Annotated in this window: 15 protein-coding genes and 1 tRNA gene; 6 read left to right on the forward strand and 10 right to left on the reverse strand. The window is 71.1% G+C overall.

Features of this window, described 5'->3' with window-relative positions; genetic code table 11:
* Positions 1-125 precede the first annotated feature (125 nt).
* The 5 genes from AC061S_RS08505 to AC061S_RS08525 all read right to left on the reverse strand — a co-directional run bounded on the left by AC061S_RS08505 (position 126) and on the right by AC061S_RS08525 (position 6,030).
* Positions 126-1,592 carry a peptidoglycan D,D-transpeptidase FtsI family protein gene (locus tag AC061S_RS08505; RefSeq protein ID WP_478685218.1) on the reverse strand — a complete coding sequence of 489 codons (1,467 nt, stop codon included), beginning with the start codon at positions 1,590-1,592 and terminating at the stop codon, positions 126-128.
* Positions 1,589-3,013, reverse strand: a complete 1,425-nt coding sequence (locus AC061S_RS08510) for an FtsW/RodA/SpoVE family cell cycle protein (protein WP_478685219.1) — start codon at positions 3,011-3,013, stop codon at positions 1,589-1,591. The genes AC061S_RS08505 and AC061S_RS08510 overlap by 4 nt, the downstream gene beginning before the upstream one ends.
* A gap of 31 nt (positions 3,014-3,044) precedes the next feature.
* Positions 3,045-4,520: a PP2C family protein-serine/threonine phosphatase gene (locus tag AC061S_RS08515; protein WP_478685220.1), complete on the reverse strand. Its 1,476-nt coding sequence runs from the start codon at positions 4,518-4,520 to the stop codon at positions 3,045-3,047.
* Between the two features lie 141 nt (positions 4,521-4,661).
* Entirely contained in the window at positions 4,662-5,165 is a 504-nt protein-coding gene (locus AC061S_RS08520; protein WP_478685221.1) for an FHA domain-containing protein FhaB/FipA, read from the reverse strand.
* A gap of 10 nt (positions 5,166-5,175) precedes the next feature.
* The gene (locus tag AC061S_RS08525; RefSeq protein ID WP_478685222.1) at positions 5,176-6,030 is read right to left on the reverse strand and encodes an FhaA domain-containing protein; all 855 of its coding nucleotides are present in this window, start codon (positions 6,028-6,030) and stop codon (positions 5,176-5,178) included.
* A gap of 292 nt (positions 6,031-6,322) precedes the next feature.
* Here AC061S_RS08525 and AC061S_RS08530 point away from each other — a divergent pair.
* Positions 6,323-6,405 (forward strand) — tRNA-Leu (locus AC061S_RS08530).
* A 137-nt stretch (positions 6,406-6,542) separates the two neighbouring features.
* Here AC061S_RS08530 and AC061S_RS08535 read toward each other — a convergent pair.
* On the reverse strand, positions 6,543-8,207 hold the full coding sequence (locus tag AC061S_RS08535; RefSeq protein ID WP_478685223.1) for a phytoene desaturase family protein: 1,665 nt from the start codon (positions 8,205-8,207) through the stop codon (positions 6,543-6,545).
* A complete protein-coding gene (locus tag AC061S_RS08540; RefSeq protein WP_478685224.1) occupies positions 8,204-9,178 on the reverse strand; it encodes an ACP S-malonyltransferase in 975 nt (324 codons plus the stop codon). The genes AC061S_RS08535 and AC061S_RS08540 overlap by 4 nt, the downstream gene beginning before the upstream one ends.
* Before the next feature lie 236 nt (positions 9,179-9,414).
* Between AC061S_RS08540 and AC061S_RS08545 the strand changes: the two genes are divergently transcribed.
* From AC061S_RS08545 to AC061S_RS08565, 5 genes are all read left to right on the forward strand, one after another.
* Positions 9,415-9,690, forward strand: a complete 276-nt coding sequence (locus AC061S_RS08545; protein WP_254382134.1) for an acyl carrier protein — start codon at positions 9,415-9,417, stop codon at positions 9,688-9,690.
* Complete coding sequence (locus AC061S_RS08550) at positions 9,683-10,939, forward strand: beta-ketoacyl-[acyl-carrier-protein] synthase family protein (RefSeq protein ID WP_478685225.1); 1,257 nt, start codon at positions 9,683-9,685, stop codon at positions 10,937-10,939. Before AC061S_RS08545 ends, AC061S_RS08550 begins: the two co-directional genes overlap by 8 nt.
* Complete coding sequence (locus AC061S_RS08555) at positions 10,936-12,069, forward strand: beta-ketoacyl synthase N-terminal-like domain-containing protein (protein WP_478685226.1); 1,134 nt, start codon at positions 10,936-10,938, stop codon at positions 12,067-12,069. Before AC061S_RS08550 ends, AC061S_RS08555 begins: the two co-directional genes overlap by 4 nt.
* Positions 12,070-12,218: 149 nt before the next feature.
* Complete coding sequence (locus AC061S_RS08560; RefSeq protein ID WP_478685227.1) at positions 12,219-12,704, forward strand: FAS1-like dehydratase domain-containing protein; 486 nt, start codon at positions 12,219-12,221, stop codon at positions 12,702-12,704.
* Positions 12,701-13,108, forward strand: coding sequence for a MaoC/PaaZ C-terminal domain-containing protein (locus tag AC061S_RS08565; protein WP_478685228.1), 408 nt, complete (start codon positions 12,701-12,703; stop codon positions 13,106-13,108). The genes AC061S_RS08560 and AC061S_RS08565 overlap by 4 nt, the downstream gene beginning before the upstream one ends.
* Here the strand turns inward: AC061S_RS08565 and AC061S_RS08570 are convergent.
* From AC061S_RS08570 to fabG, 3 genes are all read right to left on the reverse strand, one after another.
* On the reverse strand, positions 13,011-14,417 hold the full coding sequence (locus AC061S_RS08570; RefSeq protein ID WP_478685285.1) for an MFS transporter: 1,407 nt from the start codon (positions 14,415-14,417) through the stop codon (positions 13,011-13,013). The genes AC061S_RS08565 and AC061S_RS08570 overlap by 98 nt on opposite strands.
* 119 nt (positions 14,418-14,536) lie before the next feature.
* Positions 14,537-14,980, reverse strand: a complete 444-nt coding sequence (locus tag AC061S_RS08575; RefSeq protein WP_478685229.1) for an ester cyclase — start codon at positions 14,978-14,980, stop codon at positions 14,537-14,539.
* A gap of 84 nt (positions 14,981-15,064) precedes the next feature.
* A complete protein-coding gene (gene fabG / locus AC061S_RS08580) occupies positions 15,065-15,769 on the reverse strand; it encodes a 3-oxoacyl-ACP reductase FabG (RefSeq protein ID WP_478685230.1) in 705 nt (234 codons plus the stop codon).
* Positions 15,770-15,775 lie beyond the last annotated feature (6 nt).

Raw genomic sequence — 15,775 nt, forward strand, 5'->3', positions numbered from 1 at the left:
GATCGGTTCGTGACCACCGGCTGATACCGGACCGGTACCGTACGCTCGGATCCGGGCGGGAACGGTGACCCGGATCACATTTTGTGTGCCCCTTGCGGCTCTCGCGTGGCCCTCGGCCCCGCCCGTCACCCCTTGTTGCTCTTGAGCACGGCTTCCATGACGGCCTTCGCCACGGGGGCGGCGAGGCCGGCGCCGCTGATGTTCTCGCGCTCCTCAGTGCTGTCCTCGATGACGACGGCGACGGCGACCGGCGAGCTGCCGTCCGTGTTCTCCGCGTAGGAGATGAACCAGGCGTACGGGCGCTTCTTGTTGCCCTCGCCGTGCTGGGCGGTACCGGTCTTGCCGCCGACGACGGTGTCCGTGATCCGGGCGGTCTTGCCGGTGCCGTTCTGGACGACGTTGACCATCATGTCCCGGACCTTCTTCGCGTTCTCGGCGGAGAGGGGCCGGCTCATTTCCTGCGGCTCGTGCTTCTCGATGACGTCGACGTTGGGCGATTCCAGCTGCTTGACCATGTACGGCTTCATCAGCTTGCCGTTGTTGGCGATGGCGGCGGTGACCATGGCCATCTGCAGCGGGGTGGCCGCGGTGTTGAACTGGCCGATGGAGCTCAGGGCGTTGCCGTCCTTGCCCATGGTCTTGTCGTAGACGCTGGCGAAGGCGCGGACCGGGGTGTCGATCTTGTCGTTGTTGAAGCCGAACTTCTCGGCGGTCTTCACCATGTTGTCCCGCCCCACCTTGTCGCCCAGGTTGGCGAAGACGGAGTTGCAGGAGACCTGCATGGCGTAGTTGAGGGTGGCCTTGCCGCAGTTCGGGGCGTGGTTGACCATCTCGGTCTTGGTGCCCGGCAGGATGTACGGGTCCTCGGTGTCGGTCGGCGCGTTGACGTCCGCGACGATGCCGTGCTCCAGGGCCGCGGCGGCGGTGACCACCTTGAAGGTGGAGCCGGGCGGGTAGGTCTCGCGCAGGGCGCGGTTGACCAGCTTCTTGTCCTCGCTGTCCTTGAGCTCGACCCAGGCCTTCTCGTCGGTCTTCGAGTTGCCCGCGAAGGCCGAGGGGTCGTACGAGGGGGTGCTGACCAGGGCGAGGATCGCGCCGGTGCGCGGGTCGATCGCCGCGACCGCTCCCTTCTTGGTGCCGAGCTTGTCGAACGCGGCCTTCTGGGCGGCGGCGTTGAGCGTGGTGACGACGTTGCCGCCCTGCTTCTTCTCGCCGGTGAACATGCCGATGGTGCGGTCGAAGAAGAGCCGGTCGTCGTTGCCGGTGAGGATGCCGTCCTCGATGGACTCCAACTGCGTGGAGCCGAAGGCCTGCGAGGCGTAGCCGGTCACCGGGGCCCAGAGCGGGCCGTTGAGGTAGCCCCGCTTGTACTTGTAGTCGCTGCCGTCGGTGACGTCGGAGCGGGTGATCGCCGCGCCCTCGACGATGATGTTGCCGCGTTCGGTGGCGTACTGGGCGATCTGGACCCGGCGGTTCTCCTTGCGGGTGCTCAGCTCCTCGGCCTTGACGTACTGGATCCAGTTGGTCCGCACGAGCAGTGCCAGGACGAGCAGCCCGCAGAAGATCGAGATGCGGCGCAGGGGCTTGTTCATGACGGGCGGACCACCTGGGTCATCTCGGAGTCGGGGGACGGTGCCGGGGCCGGGGCAGGGCGGCGTGCGGTGTCGCTGATCCGGATGAGGATGGCGATGAGGATCCAGTTCGCGAGGACGGACGAGCCGCCGGACGCGAGGAAGGGCATGGTCATGCCGGTCAGGGGGATGAGGCCCATGACTCCGCCGGCGACCACGAAGATCTGGAGCGCGAAGGCGCCGGAGAGGCCGATCGCGAAGAGCTTGCCGAAGGGGTCGCGGGCGGCGAGGGCGGTGCGCACGCCCCGCTCGATGATCAGGCCGTAGAGCAACAGGAAGGCCATGACCCCGGCGAGCCCGAGCTCTTCGCCGACGGTGGAGAAGATGAAGTCGGAGTTGGCCGCGAAGCCGATGAGGTCGGAGTTGCCCTGTCCCCAGCCCGTGCCGAGGACCCCGCCGGAGCCGAAGCTCATGATCGACTGGCCGACCTGCTCGCAGGCGCCGGACGTCTGGTAGCAGGCGAAGGGGTCGAGCCAGGCGGTGACGCGGGCCTTGACGTGGCTGGCGGTGGCGCCGACCACGGTGGCCCCGCCCACGCTCATGAGCAGGCCGATCACGATCCAGCTGGTGCGCTCGGTGGCGACGTACAGCATGATCACGAACATGCCGAAGAAGAGCAGCGAGGTGCCGAGGTCGTTCTCGAAGACCAGGACGAGCAGGCTCATCGCCCAGATCATCAGGATCGGGCCGAGGTCGCGGCCGCGCGGCAGGTAGAGGCCCATGAAGCGGCGGCTGGCGAGCGCCAGGGCGTCGCGCTTGACCATGAGGTAGCCGGCGAAGAAGACGGCGATGACGATCTTCGCGAACTCGCCGGGCTGGATCGAGAACCCGCCGACGCTGATCCAGATCTTGGCGCCGAAGACGTCGGCTCCCAGACCCGGGATCACGGGCAGGATCAGCAGCACGAGCGAGGCGGCCATGGAGATGTACGTGAACCGCTGGAGCACCCGGTGGTCCTTGAGGACCAGCAGTACGACGGCGAACAGGGCGATGGCCAGCGCCGTGTACATCATCTGTCGGGGCGCGGACTCGGAGAAGATCCCGAACTGCCGCTTCGCGAGGTTCTGCAGCCGCTCGGACTGGTCGAGGCGCCAGATCAGGACGAGGCCGAGCCCGTTGAGGAGCGTGGCGATCGGCAGCAGCAGCGGGTCGGCGTACTTGGCGTAGCGCCGCACGACGAGGTGGGCGATGCCCGCCAGGACGCCGAGGCCGAGCCCGTAGGTGAGCATGCCCGGGGGCAGCTTCCCGTGGATCGACAGGCCCGCGTTGGCGTAGGCGAAGATCGGGATGACCACGGCGAAGGCGAGCAGCAGGAGCTCGGTGTTCCGCCGGCTCGGCAGCTCGATGGCGCCGATGGTGGTCGTGTTGGTGACAACGCTCATGGTGTGGCGGGCCCCCTGTGCCCGCGTATGTCTACTGCTTCTCGCACAGGCCGACGACCTGCTGCTCGGCGGCAGTCAGCTCGGGGCCGGGTGTTTGGTTGCCCTGCGCCTCGGCGGCACGCCGTTCCTCGTCCTTCTTGCAGGCGGAGGTCTGGGTGCCGAGCTCGTCGATCTTCGAACGGGCGGAGTCGAGGCTGCTCTCGCTGATCGTGTCCACGACCTGCTTGCGCTTGAAGGGCGGCAGGTACTTCAGTTCGATGTCGGGGCGGTCGGTCTCCACCGTGGAGAGCTCCATCGGCCCCAGCTTCTGGCTGATCCCGCGGAAGAGCGCGACGTGCTCGTCCTTGACCCCGACGTAGAACTGCGTCTGGGTCCAGCGGTAGCCGGCGTACAGGCCGCCGCCGATGACACCGAGGACGACGAGCAGCGTCAGCGTGCGCGTGGTCCACTTGCGCCCTTTGCCGCGGCGCCTGCGCGGGTGGTCGTACGTGTCCTCGTACCCGGAGTCCCCGTCGTAAGGGTCGGGGTCGCCGAAGCTGCCGTAGGCGTCGGCTCCGCCGCCCTGTCCCGGGGCGCCGTAGCCGCCGTAACCCGGGGCCTCGCCGCTGCCGGGGGGGCCGAAGGCGCCGGCGGGCGGGGGGCTCTGGCGGCCGAGCCCGGAGGCGCGGCCGGCCGGCGTCTGCATGGCGTTGCCGCCGTCGAAGAGCTGGTGGTGCTGGTTCTCGGCGACCGCGCCCACGACGACCGGGGTGTCGTTGACCTGCGCGGCCAGGGTGTCGCCGCTGTCGGTGTCGAGGACGTCGGCCACGATGCAGGTGATGTTGTCGGGGCCGCCGCCGCGCAGCGCGAGCTGGATGAGCGAGGCCACGGTCTCGCGGGGGCCGTGGTAGTCGGCGAGGGTCTCCTCCAGGGTCTGGTGGGAGACCACGCCGGAGAGCCCGTCGGAGCAGATCAGGTAGCGGTCGCCGACCCGGACCTCGCGGATGGAGAGGTCGGGCTCGACGATGTCGCCGCTGCCCAGGGCTCTCATCAGCAGGGAGCGCTGCGGGTGGGTGGTGGCTTCCTCTTCGGTGATCCGGCCCTCGTCGACGAGGCGCTGCACCCAGGTGTGGTCCTGGGTGATCTGCGTGAGGACCCCGTCGCGGAGCAGGTAGGCGCGGGAGTCGCCGACGTGGACCAGGCCGAGGCGCTGGCCCGTCCACAGCAGGGCGGTGAGCGTGGTGCCCATGCCCTCCAGCTGGGGGTCCTCCTCGACCATGACGCGCAACTGGTCGTTGGCGCGCTGCACGGCGGTGCTGAGCGCGGTGAGCATGTCGGAGCCCGGGACGTCGTCGTCGAGCTGGACGAGGGCGGAGATCACCTCGGAGCTGGCGACTTCACCGGCGGCCTGGCCACCCATGCCGTCGGCGATCGCAAGGAGACGGGGACCGGCGTAGCCGGAGTCCTCGTTGCCCTCGCGGATCATGCCCTTGTGCGATCCGGCGGCGAACCGCAGGGACAGACTCATGCGCACCTGCCCTGTCGACGCCTCGGGGTACAACCGGTCTCGAGCCACACTGCCCACCCTCCGGCCTGGAGCGCGCTCGGGTCCGTGTCCCCGGTGGGACGGACCCCTGCGGCTCGCTCGCTCCGCTCGCTCATTCTCGTACTACTTCCGCAGCTCGATGACGGTCTTGCCGATGCGGATCGGGGCGCCCGGCGGAATGGGCGTCGGGGTGGTCAGCCGGGTCCGGTCGAGATACGTGCCGTTGGTGGACCCGAGATCCTCGACGATCCACTGGCCGTCACGGTCGGGGTAGATCCTGGCATGCCTGCTGGAGGCGTAGTCGTCGTCCAGCACGATCGTGGAGTCGTGGGCGCGGCCCAAGGTGATCGTCTGGCCGGCGAGGGCCACCGTGGTGCCCGTGAGGGTGCCCTCGGAGACGACGAGTTTGGTGGGCGCACCGCGGCGCTGGCGCTGCTGCGGTGGGGCCGCCGGCTGGCGGCCCTGCTGGGTCGGGGCGCTGGAAGCGCCCCCGCCGCGTCGGGAACCGCGCTGCGTGACTCTCGTACCGAAGAGATCGCTGCGGATGACCTGGACGGCCACGATGACGAACAGCCACAGAACGGCCAGGAAACCCAACCGCATGACCGTCAGGGTCAGCTCTGACATTGCCCCCGCTTCACCCTTCGGCTTGCCGGTAAATGATGGTGGTGCTGCCCACGACGATCCGCGAACCGTCGCGGAGCGTAGCGCGGGTGGTGTGCTGCCCGTCCACCACGATGCCGTTGGTGGACCCGAGATCCTGGATCGTCGAGGGCGTTCCGGTCCGGATCTCACAGTGCCGGCGCGATACGCCGGGGTCGTCGATCCGCACGTCGGCTTCGGTGCTTCGGCCGAGTACGAGCGTAGGGCGCGAGATCTGGTGGCGGGTGCCGTTGATCTCGATCCAGTGGCGCCGTACGGCGCCGCCGGTGGGTACGGGGGCCGGTCCGCCGGGTCCGCCGGGTCCGGGCCGGCGCGCGCCGGGTCCGCCCGGGGGCGGTCCGGCGGGCATGGGCGGCGCGGAGGCAGGTGGGTAGCCGTAGCCGCCGGGCTGGGCCGGGGGGGCCTGGTGGGCCTGTCCCGGGCCCGGACCGTGCTGGCCGGGGGACTGGGAGGTGCTGGCGGCGAGCGTGCGGCTGCGGACCCGGTAGAGCCCGGTGTCCAGGTCGTCCGCCTTCTCCAGCTGGACCTTGATGGGGCCCATGAAGCTGTAGCGCTGCTGCTTGGCGTAGTCGCGGACGAGGCCCGCGAGCTCGTCGCCGAGCTGGCCGGAGTAGGGGCTCAGGCGCTCGTAGTCGCCCGCGCTCAGCTCCACGATGAAGTCGTTGGGGACGACGGTGCGCTCGCGGTTCCAGATGGTGGCGTTGTTGTCGCACTCGCGCTGGAGCGCGCCCGCGATCTCCACCGGCTGGACCTCGGACTTGAACACCTTGGCGAAGGTGCCGTTCACCAGACCTTCGAGTCGCTGCTCGAACCGCTTCAGGACTCCCATGGGGCACCTCCTCCGTCGTTGTCGCCCTGTACTGCTTACTGATCGTATCCACGCGTGGCGGATTCGGGTGGTTCCCCATCGGTCACGTGCGCATGAGTGTTGGTCCTCACAAGCGATCGTAGGGGGGCCCTGAGGACAGTGTCCCGCACCGGCGGCCGGGTACGGGAGGGGCGGTCGTCGGCGGGACCGGGGAGAGCACGAAAAGCGATGTGAATCCACCCCATCCGACGTGCTAATGTTCCGATGTCGCCAGGGGAACGGCCCGCAAGGGAAGAACCGCTGGTAGCCACTTGCGCGAGTGGCGGAACGGCAGACGCGCTGGCTTCAGGTGCCAGTGTCCTTCGGGACGTGGGGGTTCAAATCCCCCCTCGCGCACAGGTGAAAGAGCCCCCGCTCCGGAGAGATCCGGAGCGGGGGCTCTTTCGTCGTGCCCGGGGGTGTGGGCGCGGGCGTGACGAGCGTCTCGGGTGGTCGTCCGCGCCCGGCCCCGCGCGAGCTTGATTTTAGGGCGCCTAGCGGGACGGCACCCCGCGGGACACGGACAGGGGGTCCCAGCGCGGGCCGCGGTCCGGGAGCAGTGCGGGATCTCCGAGCACCGCGCCCGTGTGCACCTCGTGCATGAGGCGGCGGCCCAGGATCTGGCCGGCGCAGGCGATGCCGCTGACCGCGGAGCCCGTGATGCCGTTCCCGTAGCGGGTGTTGGCCCCGGCGATGTGCAGGCCCTCGATGAGGGTGGCCGTGTCGGGGCGGGCTCCGGTGGGGCCCCACTGGGCCATGCCGAAGGGGGTGCCGCCGGTGGAGAGGGTGTACCGCTCCTGGGTGAGCGGGGTCGCCGTCTCCAGGTGGGTGATGTGGCCGCGGAACGGGCCGAGGACCTCCTCCGCGGCGTCCAGGACGGATTCGGTGAGCCGGGCCTTCTCCTTCCGGTACGCGGGGTGCTCGCGGTACCTCCCGCCGTCGGCCGGGCCTTCGGCGACGCCCCACGGGTCGAGGCCGGGCGGGCAGAGGGTCATCAGCTGGAAGTTGGAGTGGCCGGGCGGGCAGATGCGGCGGCTTACGTGGTCCTTGCCGGAGGCGAAGGACATGAAGAGGAAGTCGGTGGTGGTGTTCGGGGCGCCGGAGCGGAGGTCCTCGTAGAAGCGGGCGATGTCCACGCCGCGGTACCACCACACGTTGGCGTGGCGCTCGACGTCCTTGTTCAGGGCCACGTAGACGGTGGCCCAGGGCAGTGCCATCCGGGCGTCCCTGGTCTTGGCGGCCAGGCGCCGGGGCAGCCGGTCCTCGCCCACCAGGTCGAGCATGGTGCGGCGGTAGTCGGCGTTCGACACGACCACCGGAGCCGTGGCGCCGCTCCCGTCCGCGAACTCGACGCCCCGGGTCCGGCCGTCCTCGATCGCGATCCGGGTCACCCGGGCGCGGGTGCGCAGGGCTCCGCCGTGCGCGCGGATCACTTCGAGCAGCCCCGAGGCGAGCATCTGCCCGCCCCCTTGCGGGTAGTAGGCGCCGCGGACGTAGTGGTCGATGAGGGTGGCGTGCGTGGCGACGGTCGCCTCGTCCGGTGACATCCCGTAATTGGGCGACTGGGCGGCGAGCAGGGTGCGGGCGCGGGTGGAGAGGGCGCAGTGGTCGAAGAGCTCGGCCAGTGTCCGCCGGCCCCAGGCCACCGAGTGCGGGGCCAGCCGTTGCAGCTCCGCCATAGGCAGGTCCGCGGCGGAGACGATCGCGTCGCGGCGCTCGGCGCCGAGTCCCGCCACGACGTCCAGGAAGGTCTCGATACCGGCGGCGTCCTCGGGGCAGGCCTCCTGGAGCCGCTCGCGGTACCGCTTCCAGTCCGCCGACATGTCGAGGGTGGTCCCCCCGACCACGATGCGGTCGAAGCCGTCGGGGTCCATCTCCTCGTACGGGACCCTGCCGCGCAGCCCGAGACCGTCCAGGATGGCCGGCAGGATGCCGTCGGGGCCGCAGTCGCCGAGGTAGTGGACGCCGACGTCGAACTCGTAGGCGCGGCGTCTGCGGAACACGTGGCTGTTGCCTCCCGCGACCGCTCCCTGCTCGGCGACCAGGACCCGCTTTCCGCCGACGGCGAGGTAGGCGGCGCACACCAGGCCGCCGATGCCCGAGCCGATGACGATCGCGTCCCAGTCGTGGGGAGCCGTCGTGCGCGTGGTCGGGTTCATGCGGCGCTCCGTACGAGGGTCCTCGGGACGGCGGGCAGTTGGCCGGGCTCCGAGATGGTCAGGCGGGACACCCGGGGCGCGGTCTGGCGGGCCAGGGCGGTGAGCGTGCGGCCGGGGCCGATCTCCACGAACATGTCGCAGTACAGGCCGTCGGCCATCGTGCGCACCGACTCCGCCCAGCGCACCGGGCCGGTCAGCTGGCGTTCCAGGAGGCCCGGCCAGCCGTCCGGGCCGTGGTGCGGCCGCGCGTCCGCGTTGGCCACGACGGGGGCGGATCCGCGGTGGAACTTCGTGGCGGCGAGGGCGGTGGAGAGGGCCGCCGCCGCTCCGGCCATCAGCGGGGTGTGGAAGGCGCCGCCCAGCGGCACCGGCACGATCCCGGCGGCCCCCAGGTCCCGCGCAAGGGTGCGGCAGCGGGCCACGGAGGCCGGGTCGCCCGACAGGACGGTCTGCCGGCCCGAGTCGAGGTGCGCCGCCCAGACCCGGCCGCCGGCCTCGCGCACCGACTCCGCGACGCGCTCGACGGCTTCGGGGGAGAGCCCGTGCACGGCCGCCATGGTGCCGGGGACCGCGGCGGCCGCCTCGTGCATCGCCTTGCCGCGGGCGGCGACCAGGCGCACGCCCTCGTCGAAGCCGATGATCCCGGCGGCCGCGAGCGCGGAGTACTCGCCCAGGCCGTGGCCGGCGCACACGAGGGGACGGGCGGCTGCCGGCAGGGCCCGCCGCAGATCGGCGAGGATCACCATCTCCAGTACGAAGGTGGCGATCTGGGCGCCGTCCGTCCGCGGCGGGCGGTCCGCGCCGCCGGCGGGGTGCAGCAGCAGCCCGGCCACGTCGTACCCGGACACCTCGCTCGCACGCTCGGCCAGGAACCAGCTCGGGGAGTCGGCCCAGAGCCGCCCCATTCCGGGATGCCGCGCATCCTCGCCTGGAAATATCAAAGCCAACCGTGGGCCGCGCAGTCCGCTCATCTCGACCTCTTCCGCCGTCCCGATATCACCGTCCCGGTGATTCTGGCAGGGGGGTTTGGAATCTCGATAAACGCTTGATGGAACCCCGGGCAAATGCCGGACGAAGAGGGGTGGAGTGGCGGCGTTGTCACTTTAGGGGAATGCGCTGCCTCTTTGGTTGTGGGGGCCTTGCTTGGTCAATTCCTACCCGCATACGGTCCTGTTCGAACGGTTCGAAGGCGACGAGAGGCAAGCGCATGACTCAGCAGACTGTGGCATCCGTGAGTGACTACTACGCGGCTGTCAGCGCGATCGTGAACGAAGAGCTCGAGCTGGAGGAGGGCGAGCTCACCGACGGTGGCCACTTCATCGACGACTACGACAGTGACTCGCTCTCCCTCATCACCGTCGTTTCCCGGATCGAGAAGGAATTGGGTGTCGTCATTCCGAAGACCGACCTCGGTGAACTCGTGAACCTGCGTCTTCTGGTGGACGGTGTCGAGCGGTACGCCAAGGAGAACCCGAATGGCTGAGACAGGACCCGCGCGTACTGCCGGAGAGGCGGCGGGAACGTACCGCCGGGTCGTCATCACCGGGCTCGGCGCGGTGTCTCCGGTCGGTATTGGTGCCGATGTATTCGCCGCCGCCATCCGTGCGGGCGAGAGCGGTACCGGGCCGATCGAGAGTTTCGACGCGAGCGCCTTCCCGCGCCGCAATGCCGGCGAGGTCCTCGATTTCGATCCCGCCGACCACCTCAAGCGGCTCGACCCGACGCGCTGGGGCCGCAGCGGCCTGCTGGCCGCCGCGGCCGCCCGGCTGGCCATCGCCGACGCCGGGATCGACGAGGGCCAGCTGGAAGCCGCCGGAGCCGGCGCGATCATGGGGACGACCAGCGGGGAGTCCGCCGTCGTCCAGGTGCTGGCCGAACAGTGGATCCAGGGCGGACTGGAGTCGATCGACGGCGGGCTGGCCGGTCAGACCCCGGCCTCGCGCATCGCCAACGCGGTCAGCTCCGAGCTGCTGCTGAGCGGCGACACGCAGACGATCCCGACGGCCTGCTCCGCCTCCAACTACGCGCTCGGGTACGCCTTCGACCTGGTCCGCAGTGGTGAGGCCGACGTGATGCTGGCGGGCGGCGCCGACGCCGTCAACCGGCTGACGCACGCCGGCTTCTACGCCCTCGGAGCCATGGCCGAGGACGTTCCGCGGCCCTTCGCCGCGGACCGCACCGGCATCGTCACCGGCGAGGGCGGCGCGGTGCTGGTGCTGGAGACGTACGAGCACGCCCAGCGGCGCGGTGCCCGCATGTACGCCGAGGTGCTGGGGTACGCGGCGAACTGCGACGCCTCCCACATGGTGCACCCCGACGCGGCCAGCATCGCGTCCGGCATCCGGGCCGCGCACGAGGCGGCGGGGGTGGAGCCGGAGCAGATCGACTACATCTGCGCGCACGGAACGGGCACCCCCACCAACGACGCCACCGAAGTGGCGGCGGCGCGCGAGGTGTTCGGCGACCGCATACCGCCGATCAGCTCGATCAAGTCGATGCTCGGCCACACCATGGGCGCGGCGTCCGGCTTCGGCGCGATCGCCTGCTGCAAGGCGCTGGAGCAGGACTTCCTGCCGCCCACGGCGCACGTCACCGAGCCGGACCCCGAGCTCGGCGAGGGCGTCGACTGCGTACCTGGCACCGGCCGCGAGGCCCGCCTGAACATCGTGCAGAACCACGGCTTCGCCTTCGGCGGGAACAACGTCATCACCATCCTGGGGAGGGTTTCGTGACCGCCACGACCGAGACCGCCGGCGCTGCCGCGGAGCGGAAGGCGACCGTCGTCGAACCGCTCTACGTGGCTTCGGCGGGCGTCGTCTCCGCGGCCGGTCTGGGGCTGGACGCGCTGGCCGAGCGGCTGCTCGGCGGCGGCGAGGCCCCCGACGAGTCCCGTGACGATCCGGTCGGCGAGGACGCGGCGGCGTACCCGCCGCGTCCGGTCCGCGCGGTACGGGGCCTGGACGTCAAGGAGCAGCTCGGACGCAAGGGCACGAAGTACCTGGACCGCCTGACCTCGTTCGGGCTGGTCTCCTGCCAGGAGGTGCTCCGGGGGATCGAGGTCGACGGGGCGCGCACGGGCGTGGTGCTCGCCACGAACACCGGGTCGGTGTCCACGCACAGCACGCTGCTCTACGACACGCTGACACTGGAGAAGCCGTACCTGGTCAATCCGGGCCGGTTCCCGAACACCGTGATGAACAGCACCACCGGCCAGATCGCCATCCGCAACGGACTGCGCGGCCTCAACGCCACGGTGGCGGGCGGCCAGACGGCCTCCCTGCTCGCCTTCCGGCACGCCCGGCTGGCGCTGACCCTCGGGCGGGCGGACCGGCTGCTGGTCGGCGGGGCGGAGGAGCTGAGCGCTCCGGCGGCCTGGGGCTGGCACCGTACCGGCGTGCTGCGGGACGGCGCCGCGCTCGGGGAGGGCGCGGCGGTGTTCACGGTCCAGCCCGACCGGCCGGCCGCCGGCGAGCTGGCCGAGCTGCTGGCGTGCGAGTCGCGGTTCACCCCCGATCCGCGGGACTACGCCGGCGGGCTGGCCGACGCGGTCTCGCGCGCGCTGGAGCGCAGCGGGGTCGAACCCGGCGAGATCGACGTCGTCTCCCTCGGGGCCGTGCACCAGCGCGGTCTGGAAGCGGTCGAACGGCGTGGCGTGCGGACCGCGCTGGGCGGTGAGCCGGCGGCGACCGTGCGGATCGCCGACGTGCTCGGTGAGACGTACAGCGCGAGCGGAGCGATGCAGCTCGCCGGTCTCCTCGCGCTGTGGCGGGCGCGGCCGCCCGTCACGCGGGTGACCGCGCTCGTCACCTCCGTGGGGTGGGACGGCAACGCCGCCGCGCTGGTGGTGCGTTCACCCCGCTGATGTCCGGCCGGCTCACAGCGGCGTCCGCGATCCCTCACGCGGGCGCCGCTGTGCTGTCCGGCCGTTGTGCTGTCCGGCCGTTGTGCCGCCTGCCGTTCCGCCCGCGGGTCCGCCCGCGGTTCTGTCCGCACTTCCCGAGGAGAGGCCCCATGCCATCTGCCTTCGACACGTCCTTCGCGGGGCGTACGTACCCGCCGAGCGAGCCCTACGAGGTCGGCCGCGAGACCATCCGTGAATTCTCGCGCGCGGTGGGCGCCGAGGCCGGGGACGGCCGGACCGCGCCGCCGACCTTCCCCATCGTGCTGTCCATGCACGCCGAGCGGCAGGTGATCGACGATCCCGGGCTCGGCTTCGACTTCTCCCGGGTCCTCCACCGCGACCAGCGGTTCGAGGCGGTGCGGCCGATCCGGTCGGGTGACCGCCTCGTCGTCGTGATCGAAGTGGTCGCCGCCGCCACCGTCGACGGCAACGACGTGCTCACGCTGCGCGGACGGGTCTGCGAGGCGGACGGGGACGCGTTGGTGTGCACGACGACGTCCACGCTCGTTTCACGGCATGCCGCGGAGCAGGCCGCAGGGCAGGCCGCAGAGCACGTCGCAGGCCACGTTTCAGCGCACGAGGAGGCCGGCCGGTGACCGCCGCAGGAGAGGTCTTCCCCACCCGTGCCTTCCGCGTGACCCGGGCCGATCTCGTCCGGTACGCGGCGGCTTCCGGTGACCACAATCCCATCCACTGGTCCGACTCCAGGGCCGCCCTGGTGGGGCTGCCGGGGGTCATCGCCCACGGGATGCTCAGCATGGGCCTGGCCGCCACGGCCCTGCGGGGGTGGGCGGGCGAGGGGGCCGTCTTCGAGGAGTACGGCACCCGGTTCACCCGGCCCGTCGTGGTCCCCGACACCGCCGACGGTGTGGAGATCACCGTCGACGGCGTGGTGGCGGAGGTCAGGGAAGACGGCTCGGTTCGGGTCGATCTGACCGTGTGCTCGGGGGCGCGGAAGGTGCTGGCGCGGACCCGGGCCGTGCTTTCGTACGCCCGATAGCCAGTCCCGCGAAGGCGCCCGCGAACACCACGGCGGCCCCCGTCAGCACAGCGCTGCGGAGGCCGCCTTGTACGTAGACGAGGGTGAGCACGGCGATGCCGAGGGCGCCGCCGAACTCGCGGATGGTGTTGTTCACGCCGGAGACCAGGTTGTGCTCGTGCTCCTCCACGGAGCCGATGACCGTCGCGGGGTTGGCCGCGAAGACCAGGCCCATGCCCACGCCGGCGAGCGCCATGGCCCCGACCATCGCCCCGTAGGACACCCCGGGCCGGGCGATCAGCCCGAGCCAGGCCAGCGCGAGGGCCTGGGCCAGACAGCCGGCCGCCTGGAGCCGCCAGCCGCCCACCCGGTCCAGCAGGGCGCTGGCCACGGGTACGGCCACCATCGGGGCCACGGTCCAGGGCAGGGTGCGCAGGCCCGCTTCGAGCGGGGAGTAGCCCATCGGACCCTGGAGGAACTGGGCGAGGAAGAAGATGGATCCGAACACGCCGAAGTACATGGCCATCGCCAGCACGTTGCTCAGCATGAACGGCCGCACCCGGTAGAGGTGGAGCGGGATCAGCGGATGCGCGGCGGTGCGCTGGCGGTGGGCGAACGCGGCGGCGAGCACGGCCGTCAGCGCGACGCCGAGGAGCGTGCGGAGCGGTGACACGTCCTCTCCGGCGGACTGGATGATGGACCAGACCGCGGCCACGACGGTGCCGCACGAGAGCAGCGTCCCCCACCCGTCGAGGGGGCGGGCCGCACCGGTCGACTCGCGTACGGCCCACAGTGCGAGCGGCAGGGCCAGGAGGCCCACCGGCACGTTGAGCCAGAAGATCCAGTGCCAGTCCAGTCCCTGGGTCACCATCCCGCCCGCCATCGGGCCGATGGCGATGCCCATGCCGTTGACCCCGCCCCACACGCCGACCGCCAGGGCGCGCTTGGCCGGGCCGACCGCGGCGACCGCGAGGGTCAGGGAGACCGGCAGGATTGCGGCGGCTCCGGCGCCCTGCAGGACGCGGGCGGCCATCAGGGCGCCCACCGAGGTCGCGAGGGCGCACGCGGCCGAGGCCGCGGTGAACACGCCGATGCCCCAGACGAAGACGCGCCGCCGGCCGATCCGGTCGCCCAGCGCGGCGCCGGCGAGCAGGAGTCCGGCGAAGGGCAGGATGTAGCCGTTGACCACCCACTGCAGGCCGGTCTGGCTGGTGTTCAGGTCCTCCGCGATCACGGCGAGGGCGTTGGTGACCACCAGGTTGTCCACGGCGACCATGAACATGGGCAGCGAGGTCGCCACCAGGGCCCACGCCGGCCGGTCGGCTCTCATCACGGCTTCGTTCCTCTCTGTCGTCTCTGTCGTGTCTGTCGTGTGCTGCTGCTGAAATGCACGCAGGCCGCCGAACCCGTGGGGTGTTCGGCGACCTGAGTGGTGGGGCGGGGAAGGGGTTACGCCTGCGTGCCCGTGGGCGGCAGCTTCAGTTCGACCGCGCCGATCTGGGCCAGCAGGAACAGGTCCTGGCGGCAGGCCCAGTGCTCGTGGACGAGGCCGTCGTCACCGACGCGGTAGATGTGGATGTGCTCGACGTCGACCTTGTTGCCGGTGCCCTCGAAGCCGAGGAAGTTGCCGGTGTGGATTCCGGTGAACCGCACCCGGATCACGGCCTTGTCGCCGTCGGCGAAGGAGTCGAGGTGGTCCCAGCCGGCCTCCGAGAACACGGAGTTCATCCAGCGGGCGGTGCCGAGGTAGCCGTCGGGGCCACCGGGGGTGCCGGGCGGGGCCTCGTAGTCGACGAAGTCGGGGGCGACCAGCGTGTGGGCGGCCTCCGCGTCCAGATCGTTGAAGATCCGGCCCATCTGGTGGGCGATCTCAAGGACCTTGTCGTTCGCCATGGGTTTCCTTTCCTGCGGATGGATGTGACGGGTGGATGTGGCGCGTGGGGATGTGGCGCGTGGGGATGTGGCGCGTGGAGACGGTCAGTGGCCGACGCCGAGGCCGCCGGTGACGGGGACGACCGCCGAGGTGACGTACGAGGCGTCGTCGCTCGCCAGGAACTTCACGACGCCGGCCACCTCTTCGGGCTCTCCCGCGCGGAACAGGGAGGTCTGGCTGAGCAGGTGCTCGCGGCGCGGGCCGGTGACGTCCTTGACCATGTCGGTCTCGATCAGGCCCGGGGTCACCACGTTGACGGTGACCTTGCGGCGCCCGACCTCCCGCGAGAGGGAGCGGCCGAAGCCGATCAGGCCGGCCTTGGAGGCGGCGTAGTTGGTCTGGCCGGGGGCGCCGGACAGGGCGCTCACCGAGGCGACGAGGACGATCCGGCCCCAGCGGGCCTTGAGCATGTCCGGCAGGACCTCCTTGGTGACGGCCACCGCCGCGAGCAGGTTCGTCTCGATGACGGCGCGGAAGTCCTCGGCCGCCATGCCGACGAACAGCTCGTCGCGGGTGATGCCGGCGTTGGAGACCAGCACCTGGATCGGCCCGTGCTGGATGCGGGCCTCGTCCACGGCGCGGCGCACGGACTCGGGGTCCGTCACGTCGCAGCGCACGCCGAAGAACCCTTCGGGCGGCTCGCCGGTGCGGTAGGTGACGGTGACCTTGTCGCCCTGTTCGGCGAAGGCGCGGGCGGTGGCGAGGCCGATGCCTCTGTTCCCGCCGGTGACGAGCACGGAACGGCTCACGGTATG

Source organism: Streptomyces sp. CA189 (genome assembly GCF_056428985.1).